This is a genomic window from Okeania sp. SIO2F5 (assembly GCF_010692685.1).
Classification (GTDB): Bacteria; Cyanobacteriota; Cyanobacteriia; order Cyanobacteriales; family Microcoleaceae; genus Okeania; species Okeania hirsuta.
This window is the reverse complement of the sequence record NZ_JAAHGU010000121.1, coordinates 1-8,799: the sequence shown is the minus strand read 5'-3', so window position 1 is coordinate 8,799 and position 8,799 is coordinate 1. Positions and strand designations below refer to the sequence as shown.

The following is an 8,799-nucleotide window of genomic DNA, read 5'->3' as shown; positions in this document are numbered from 1 at the left end:
ATGAAAAATTTATCCCTATTTTGGAGGTGAGATTGGTAGAAATTTAAATCTTTAGGCAAAAAGGATAAATCTTGCTTCAAAGATTCTACTTCTATAGGAAATTTATCCCTATTTTGGAGGTGAGATTGGTAGAAATTTAAATCCTTTTCCAAAAAAGCTTCTACTTCGATGAAAAATTTATCCCTACTTTGAAACGGAGACTCCGAGAAATCTAAATCTTGGGGAAAAAAGGATAAATTTTGGTTTAAAGCTTCTACTTCGATGAAAAATTTATCCCTATTTTGGAGGTGAGATTGGTAGAAATTTAAATCTTTAGGCAAAAAGGATAAATCTTGCTTCAAAGATTCTACTTCTATAGGAAATTTATCCCTATTTTGGAGGTGAGATTGGTAGAAATTTAAATCCTTTTCCAAAAAAGCTTCTACTTCGATGAAAAATTTATCCCTACTTTGAAACGGAGACTCCGAGAAATCTAAATCTTTGGGTAAAAAGGATAAATTTTGGTTTAAAGCTTCTACTTCTATGAAAAATTTATCTCTACTTGGGAAAGAAGATGAAGAGGAGTCTAAATTATTTCCCAAAAATGATAAATCTTTATCCAAACCTTCTGTTTCTATCAGATTAATAATCCAATCGCGAATCACAGATAACCGAGATGGGTCTAAATTTTGTGCTTCATAATATTCGTCAATTAAAGTTTCTAATTGTTGCAAAGGGCCATAAAGTTCTGCACGGGTCATGGGTGGTGTTAAATGGTCAATAATTACAGCTTGAGACCTCCGTTTAGCTTGAGAACCTTCCCCTGGATCGTTAACAATAAAAGGATAAAAATGTGGCAAAGCACCGAGAGCTATTTCTGGAAAACATTCTTGAGATAAACCGACACTTTTACCGGGCAACCATTCTAAGTTTCCATGTTTTCCCACATGAATAATTGCATCTATTTGAAATTTTTCTCTCAACCAATAATAAAAAGCTAAATAATTAGGGGTAGGTTCTAAATCTGGAGCATGATAATTTAAACTGGGGTCAATATCGTAACCCCGCGAAGGTTGAATACCTACAAAAATATTTCCTAGCTGAATTCCTGGAATAGGAAAATTATCTATTTCTTTTACCTCACTATCTTTCTGAAATTCTGAAAAATTACTAGAAATATCTTTTTCCAAAGATGGCAGAATTTTTGTGGAACTAATCTGTACATCAGTGGCAAAATTTTCGTCGTTTTCTTTTTTCTGATTATCTTTCTGAAATTCTGAAAAATTACTAGAAACATCTTTTTCTAAAGATGGCGGAATTTTTGTGGAATTAATCTGTACATCAGTGGCAAAATACGTGTTTGCCATGACAAAATCTCTGTCATTTATATTTCCCCATCTCTGAATAATTTTTTCTTGTACAACCTGTGGCAAACTAGCAAAATATGTTTCAAATTCTGCCAAGGATAAAGACTGGAAAACAGGACGTAATTCACGACTTTCCAAATCGTTTGTTACCCCCGAAGTTAGACATTTAATTAACTCATCCCCTGTTGCTGGAATATTTTCCAAATAATAACCAGCTTGTTGTAAAGCTTGAAGAATTTCTACACAACTAGCAGGAGTATCTAACCCCACTCCATTAGCAAGACGACCGTCACGATTAGGATAATTTGCTAATATTAATGCGATGCGACGTTGAGATGCTGGAGTTTGCCGTAACTTTATCCAATTAGCTGCCAATTCTGACACAAATTCAATCCTATCTTGAACCGGAAAATAGCTTACTACATCTGTTTCTATATTTTGATTCCAAGTTTGAACTGCCTTAAAAGAAATTGCCCGACTAATAATATTTCCATCTACTTCTGGTAGTGCAATATTCATTGCCACATCCCGTGGTGAAAGACCTTGAAATTGACTTTCCCACTGCTCAAAGTTCCCACCACTAAAAATTACTTGTAAAACTGGAATGTCTAAATTTTTTCCCTGCCTTAACAAAGGATGATTAGCATATTTTTCACTGGAAAAATCTCGAGCATTTACAACAGAGACAGCAAAACTGGTTGTGTTTAACAATAATTGAATTGCTTCAGCATTTTCAGGTTGAAAATATTCCAATATTTCTCCCTGCACTTCTACATCTCTAGGAGAAGAAACAAATACCGGAACAGGTTCTAAATTTTTTTCTATTAAAGCTTTACAAAGAGCATCTATAGGAGCAACATTTCCAGAAAGATAATGAGCACGATAGAATAATATTCCGACTTTTGCCTTTGTGCTTTGCTCTTCTTTTTGCTCTTCTTTTTGCCAAGGATAAATTCCGACTCGCGGTACTGATATAGGTGAGGCAAAATTATAATCTTTTCCCAAACAAATATTAGCGATAAACTTGAGACCATTAACAAAATTATCTACTCCACCTTCTATTAAATATTGCCAGAATTGATTAACTAGAGAAATTGAAATATTAGAATGACTAATTAAATCTGGATCGGGGCGATCATCTCCAGGAATTACTATTAGTTTTGCCCCTTCTTTTTCTATCACTTCTAGCAAGACTTCTAAACCATAAGACCAATAGGAGCGTCCCCCTAAAAGTCGAACAATAATCACTTTTGCCTTGGATAAAATATCATCAGCATAAGTATCAATAGTTAACTGTTGTTGTAAGTGAAGTAAATTAGCAACTCGCAGTTGTGGAAAATCAAAAGGTAACTTTTTAACTGCTGCTGCTAATGTTTGAATATCCGTATCTGCTGCAGTTAAAAATATTATCGGTGCAGGAGTTTGTTCGATAAAAATTACCCCTTCTGCTTGAGGGTTCCAACCACCAGGAGTAGCTGCTATTCGGTGCATATATTTATCTTGTTGAAAAAGCCTAATAATATTACCATAAACTTTCCTTCTTGTACCAAATAAAAAGGAAGAAGTTAAGCATTAAGCAGTCAGCTATCAGTTTTATTACCTTTAAAAGAGAAAAAAGCAATTTTATCTAAGCTTCAGAGTACGAATCTCAGGTTGAGAATGTAGTAGAAATTAAATGAATGCTTGCTTCATTCATGAGACATCTCCAATAATAAAAAATAAAATCAACTATAAAAAATTATTAACTAAACTGTATTGTTTTATAGTATTTTTTTTCAAAGCGGTATTATCTATTAATACTTAGACTAAATGATAAGCGCTTTAACTTCCGGAATTTTTGTTGTGAACACTGTATATTTAATGTAATAGCAATTAAATTAAATTTAAAATTAGAGATGGAAATGATAGAAGTAAATTTGACAACTTGGAGAATATTCTCGATAGTATTATCAATATTTGTGGGAGTTGTGAGTGGCATGAGCGGTTATATATTTACTAAATATCAACTATCTCAAACTCCATCTATAACTATGGAAGTTCAAAAAAGTAATTCTCTAATATATTTAACAGGTACAGTTATAGAAAAACCTTGGAGTAAAACTACTGAATCTTGGATACCAGGAGATGGTAATTATTATGTCTTAGATATAGGAGATTTAGAAATAGAAAAACGTTCTGCTGAAGAAGGTGTAATTCTGCATGTTTCAGAGGCGATCGCTTTTGAAAATTTTGCCGAATATGTCGGGAAAACAGTTGAAGCAAAAGGAGAATATGTTGATAGTAAACCATATCAACCGAAGAGTGCTTATGGGTCTTATCCAATGGGAATGGATGGCAGACCTTTACCTAGAGGTGCAGGATTTAAAGTTTATGAAATTAAGGTGTTAAATGAATAGATATTAGTTGTTTGTCACAATGCAAAATGTGCCACTTCTAGTCTCTTCCCTAACCCAAGTCCGCAAAATTCCTACCTTTTCCCTTCTACTATTTATCTGAGAGGAAAAAATTTACTTGCTTGAGTTCTGTCTCTAGGAGAAAGTTAGAGAAAATTTCTATCTTTTCGAGTCTAGTGTTTACCTGAGATGGAAAAAATTGCAACTTCTAGTCTCTTCCCTCCCCCTAGTCAGAAAAAATTTCTAGCTTTTCTCCTCTACTATTTACTGGAGAGGGAAAAAATTGCAACTTCTAGTCTCTTCCCTCCCCCAAGTCCGAAAAATTTCCTAGCTTTTCCCTTCTACTATTTACTGGAGAGGAAAAAATTTGCTTGCTTGAGTTCTTTGTCTAGGAAAAAGTCCGAAAAAATTCTAGCTTTTCCCTTCTACTATTTACTGGAGAGGGAAAAAATTGCCACTTCTAGTCTCTTCCCTCCCCCAAGTCCGAAAAAATTCTAGCTTTTCTCTTCTACTATTTACTGGAGAGGAAAAAATTTGCTTGCTTGAGTTCTGTCTCTAGGAAAAAGTTAGAGAAAATTTCTATCTTTTCGAGTCTAGTGTTTACCTGAGAGGGAAAAAATTGCCACTTTTAGTCTCTTCCCTCCCCCAAGTCCGAAAAATTTCTAGCCTTCCCCTCTACTATTTACTTGAGAGAGAAAAATTTACGACTTCAATGGTTTTCCTTCTTTCTTTGAACTAGAGATATGTGGTCTTGAAATCTTTCCCTGAAATATTTTTTCCAAAGCTTCATTTCTGATATTTTCTGATTCTTTTCCCCACTTCCATAAACTTTCATAGAAAAAGAACGATACTCCCGCAAAATTTCTCTTCCGCACTGCTTCTACTTGTTCTTCAATTGTCGTTATCGGAGTAGAATTATTTTTCAAACCACTCAAAATTCCAATGGCAAAAGGAATATTATTTTTAGCTAATTTAACCTCTGTTCGTTCCAACTCATTAATAAAACGTTTAATATCTGGACGATAAACTTGTAAAACAATTTCATCAATCCATTTTTCTGTTTCCCAAGTCAACCAGTCTTGCAAATAAGCAGGTAAAGCAAAGTGCAAAGGATTAGGAGATACAGAAATAATACAGTCTGGTTTTATCGCTTTTATTTCTTCAGAAACCCGCCCCATAAAATTATTAATTTTATCCGCTCGCCAACGCACCCAAAAAGTTTCTTGATAATTTTCAGAAGGGGATAAACCAGGAAGTTCTTTTTCATATAATTTGACTGTAAAATCGTCATAACCAAATTCGGCAGGTAAGCCAAAATGGTCGTCAAATTGAATCCCATCTATATCATATTTAGTCACAATTTCCATTACTAAATCTAAGATAAATTGTTGTACTTCTGGATGAAAGGGATTAAGCCAAACTCGCTGATATTCACCTTCCATTTTTATAGTAGTTCCATCTCTACGTTTGCTTAACCAATTAGGATGTAATCTTACTAATTCTGAATCTGCTGGTGCCATGAAACCAAATTCAAACCAAGGAATAATTGTTAAATTTTTTTCATGTGCTTCGTTAATAACTTCTTGTAAAAAATCTCGTCCTTGTAAACCAGGTGTAGGGTCTAAATATTTGCCAAATACTTGTTGAGCTACTTGACTAGGGTAGAGAGTATAACCTCCTTGCCAAACAGTAGAATATAGTGTGTTGAAGTTGAGATTTGCTAAACGATTTACTGCTGCTTTTGTTGCTGTAGTGGAAAATAAAACTTCGCTGTCAATATTGGTTATCCAAACACCACGAATTTCTGTTTTTTGTGGGGTTTTGCTAATTTGATTAGATGCAAATACCAATGTAATTGTTGTGAAAATTGCAATTAGTGTTAAGAGGATGATTCGGTAAATTGATTTGGATTTATACATTAAATTTTGGTAGAGATTGAAATTATTTGTGATTGAGCGATCGCTCAGATTCAGAGATTGACAATTAATCTAAATATAAAGACTCTTTAGATTCAATGCTTGACATTATATTCTCAAAATTTTTGATAATAATGGAAATAAGTATTAGGAGGATAATTTGAGAAATTGATTTGGATATAGACATGATATTTTTATCGGAATTAAGTTTTGTTTTGTGAGCGATCGCTAATATCTATAAATTGATAAATTAAGGTAAATAGAAATAGGAAAAATCAAGGTTTACTATTTGATAATATACTTCTTTATAGTAGTTGTCAATTTGAAATAGATAGTTAAGAATTGAGTCTAATCTCAGATGGTATAATCAAAATTAAAGAATGGCAGTCAAACCTATGAGCAGTAAAGAAAATTCAAACAAATATCAAGAGGCAGAAAATGATGAGGAGGAAGCTTATGAAAAATATGAGTTAATTTACGATCCAGAGAAAATTAATTTTATTACTAGAGAACCTACAATTGAACAGTTGGTGAGAAGAATAAATGAAAAAGTTCTTGATTTAGCTCCAGATTTTCAGCGTCATTCTGATATATGGAAAGATGACGTTAAAAGTAGATTTATTGAATCTATTATTATTAGGATTCCTTTGCCACCTTTTTATATCGATGGTACTAATGAAGACAACTGGTTAGTCATAGATGGATTGCAAAGACTTTCAGCTTTAAAGCAGTTTATTATTAAAAGCGATAATAATTTACGGTTAACAGGTTTAGAATATCTGGGCAATGAACTTGATGGTAAAACCTATCAAGAATTACCTCGTAAATATCAACGTCGTATTGAATAAACTCAAGTTACTGTATATCTAATTGCACCAGGTACACCAGCTAAAGTTAAGTACAATATTTTTAAACGTATTAATACAGGAGGAGAACGTTTAACTCCTCAAGAAATACGTCATGCTCTTAATCCTGGTAAAGTCCTAAAATTATTAGCTGAACTTGCTAAATCTCCAGAATTTACTAATGTTATTCAACTCGGTGAATCACGAATCAAACGTATGGATGATCGGGAATTTGTACTAGGCGCTTTAGCAGTTATGCTTACATCTAATTCTTATAAAAATTATGCCAACTCTGGCAGAGAATAATTTTTAGATAATGCTATGAAAAAAATTAATGATTTATCTGATTATGAAATTGAAGAACTTGAAAATAAATTCAAAAAGACTATGATTGTTTGTCAAGAAATATTTGGCGATGAAGCTTTCCGTAAACCGAAGAAACAAAGAAAATTTCCAGTTAATAAAGCTTTGTTTGAAACCTGGTCATTTCATATTAGTCAGCTTAATTCTCAACAAACTCAAAAACTTAAAAATCAGACGCAATAATTATTAGATAACTTTGCTAAATATGTAGATCAAGACAAAGAATTTGCCAAGTCTATATCTCAAGCTCAAGATAAGATAGAATATCGTTTTGAAACTATTGAAAAAATTATCCAGGAAGTTCTAAATGATTAGTTCAGTACATCTAAAAAACTTTAAACCTTTTGCCAATCAGCTTTTATCATTTAAACCACTGACTTTGCTATCTGGTCTAAATAGCACAGGCAAATCTTCTGTCTTACAAGCATTACTTTTAATGCGTCAATCTTATCAACTTGGTTATATAGGTATTAAGTTAAAATAGGTAAGGTAAGCATTCAGCAGTCAGCTATCAGCTATTAACTTATTATCTTAGAAGGAGAATTCAAAATTATGTTTGCGTAGCATTCCGCAGTCAAGAAAAAGGTCACTAACTAACTTTAGTAAGTCCTGTACGTTCATACATCTGTTTGCGTAGCATGACAAACGGAAATGCTGTTTGCGGAGCATTCCGTAGGAAATGCTAATAGCTGTTTGCGTAGCATGACAAACGGAATGCTTACTAAAATAGTGACAATATTTTTGATAGTTAAATCCATATAGATATTATCTAAACTCCATGAGTAAAAATTCTAATTTTCCAATTCCCCAATTTTCTTACATTTGTGGCATCCTCACAATTTTAACTCTATTAGTATGGCTCCTCAGAGGCTTAAAAATTCTGGCATTTTTACCAGGAGGAGTGCTTTTACTTCTAATTTTTTTATCCATAACAACTGGTGTGATTAGCCTTTTACAACGACCACATTAATTCAGACTTTTTTTGCCGTTTTTTCTAGTAAGCATTCAGCTATTAGCTATCAGTTCTCAACAAAAGGAGGGGGTTTAAATGAATATAGACTTTTTCAGCTGACTTTTATAGTAAGATTTAATTCTCACTCAGTTAGTAAAGCTTTTATCTAAAACTAAAAACAATAGCTGATAGCTGATAGCTGGCGGCTAAATGCTTACTTTCTCATACTTTCTCCTCCTTCTATAACCGATCGTTCCTGTAGTAGATGCGGAACATTATCCCGTGCCATTGCTTCCCCTACTGTTACATTTAATTGTGCCCCAATTAATACCACCAATGAACTAATATATAACCACAACAATAAAATAATAAAAGTACCAATAGTTCCATAGGTTCGGTTATAGTTACCAAAATGAAAAACGTATAAACGAAATAAATTAGAAGCTCCTGCCCACATTAATGCTGATATAATTGCACCAGGCATAATAGGTGTACCTTTCCTTCTACGACTCGGACCAAAACGATAAACAAAAGCAAAAGCTGTAGAAACTATTCCTAAAGTAATCGGCCATCTTAATTGACCCCAAGTTTCTAATAATTGTGACTTCAACACACAATTATCAACTGGTTCTTGAAATAAACAACTAGCAACCTGGTCAGGGGGACAATTTGGCAGAGTTTCTAGTAAACAACTTTGCCGAGCAATCATGTCTACAATTAAGTCACTAACTAATACTAATCCAGAGGCAATAATTAATAGTATGAGAGTACCAATAGTTAGTCCTAAAGAAACTAATTTTGCTTTCCAAAAAGGTCGTTTTTTCTCAAGAGGAACTTGATGAATTTCGTCAAGAGCTGCCATAGCAGAAGTCAGTACGCTAGAAAATATCCATATTGAGCCAATAAAACTGAAAGAAAATATTTCTTTGTTGCGGGTTTTCAGAATTTCATCAACAGCACTGCTAATTAAAAATCGCACTTGAT

At 33.3% G+C, this 8,799-nt stretch carries 7 protein-coding genes; 4 read left to right on the top strand and 3 right to left on the bottom strand.

What is annotated here, in order from left to right:
* Nucleotides 1–2,837, bottom strand: a 2,837-nt coding sequence (locus F6K27_RS25790) for a cobaltochelatase subunit CobN (RefSeq protein WP_287300931.1), incomplete at its 3' end; no start/stop codon positions are given.
* Nucleotides 2,838–3,241: 404 nt separating this feature from the next.
* Here F6K27_RS25790 and F6K27_RS25785 point away from each other — a divergent pair.
* On the top strand, nucleotides 3,242–3,742 hold the full coding sequence (locus F6K27_RS25785) for a hypothetical protein (protein WP_287284206.1): 501 nt from the start codon (nucleotides 3,242–3,244) through the stop codon (nucleotides 3,740–3,742).
* A gap of 698 nt (nucleotides 3,743–4,440) precedes the next feature.
* Here the strand turns inward: F6K27_RS25785 and F6K27_RS25780 are convergent.
* Nucleotides 4,441–5,658, bottom strand: a complete 1,218-nt coding sequence (locus tag F6K27_RS25780) for a glycoside hydrolase family 10 protein (protein WP_124145663.1) — start codon at nucleotides 5,656–5,658, stop codon at nucleotides 4,441–4,443.
* Between the two features lie 377 nt (nucleotides 5,659–6,035).
* Between F6K27_RS25780 and F6K27_RS25775 the strand changes: the two genes are divergently transcribed.
* The 3 genes from F6K27_RS25775 to F6K27_RS25765 all read left to right on the top strand — a co-directional run bounded on the left by F6K27_RS25775 (nucleotide 6,036) and on the right by F6K27_RS25765 (nucleotide 7,347).
* Entirely contained in the window at nucleotides 6,036–6,503 is a 468-nt protein-coding gene (locus F6K27_RS25775) for a DUF262 domain-containing protein (protein WP_287275605.1), read from the top strand.
* A 318-nt stretch (nucleotides 6,504–6,821) separates the two neighbouring features.
* Nucleotides 6,822–7,046, top strand: a complete 225-nt coding sequence (locus F6K27_RS25770) for a hypothetical protein (RefSeq protein ID WP_287275602.1) — start codon at nucleotides 6,822–6,824, stop codon at nucleotides 7,044–7,046.
* Nucleotides 7,047–7,170: 124 nt separating this feature from the next.
* Entirely contained in the window at nucleotides 7,171–7,347 is a 177-nt protein-coding gene (locus F6K27_RS25765; protein ID WP_287275600.1) for an AAA family ATPase, read from the top strand.
* A 682-nt stretch (nucleotides 7,348–8,029) separates the two neighbouring features.
* Here the strand turns inward: F6K27_RS25765 and F6K27_RS25760 are convergent.
* Nucleotides 8,030–8,799, bottom strand: a 770-nt coding sequence (locus tag F6K27_RS25760) for a YihY/virulence factor BrkB family protein (protein ID WP_287300930.1), incomplete at its 5' end; no start/stop codon positions are given.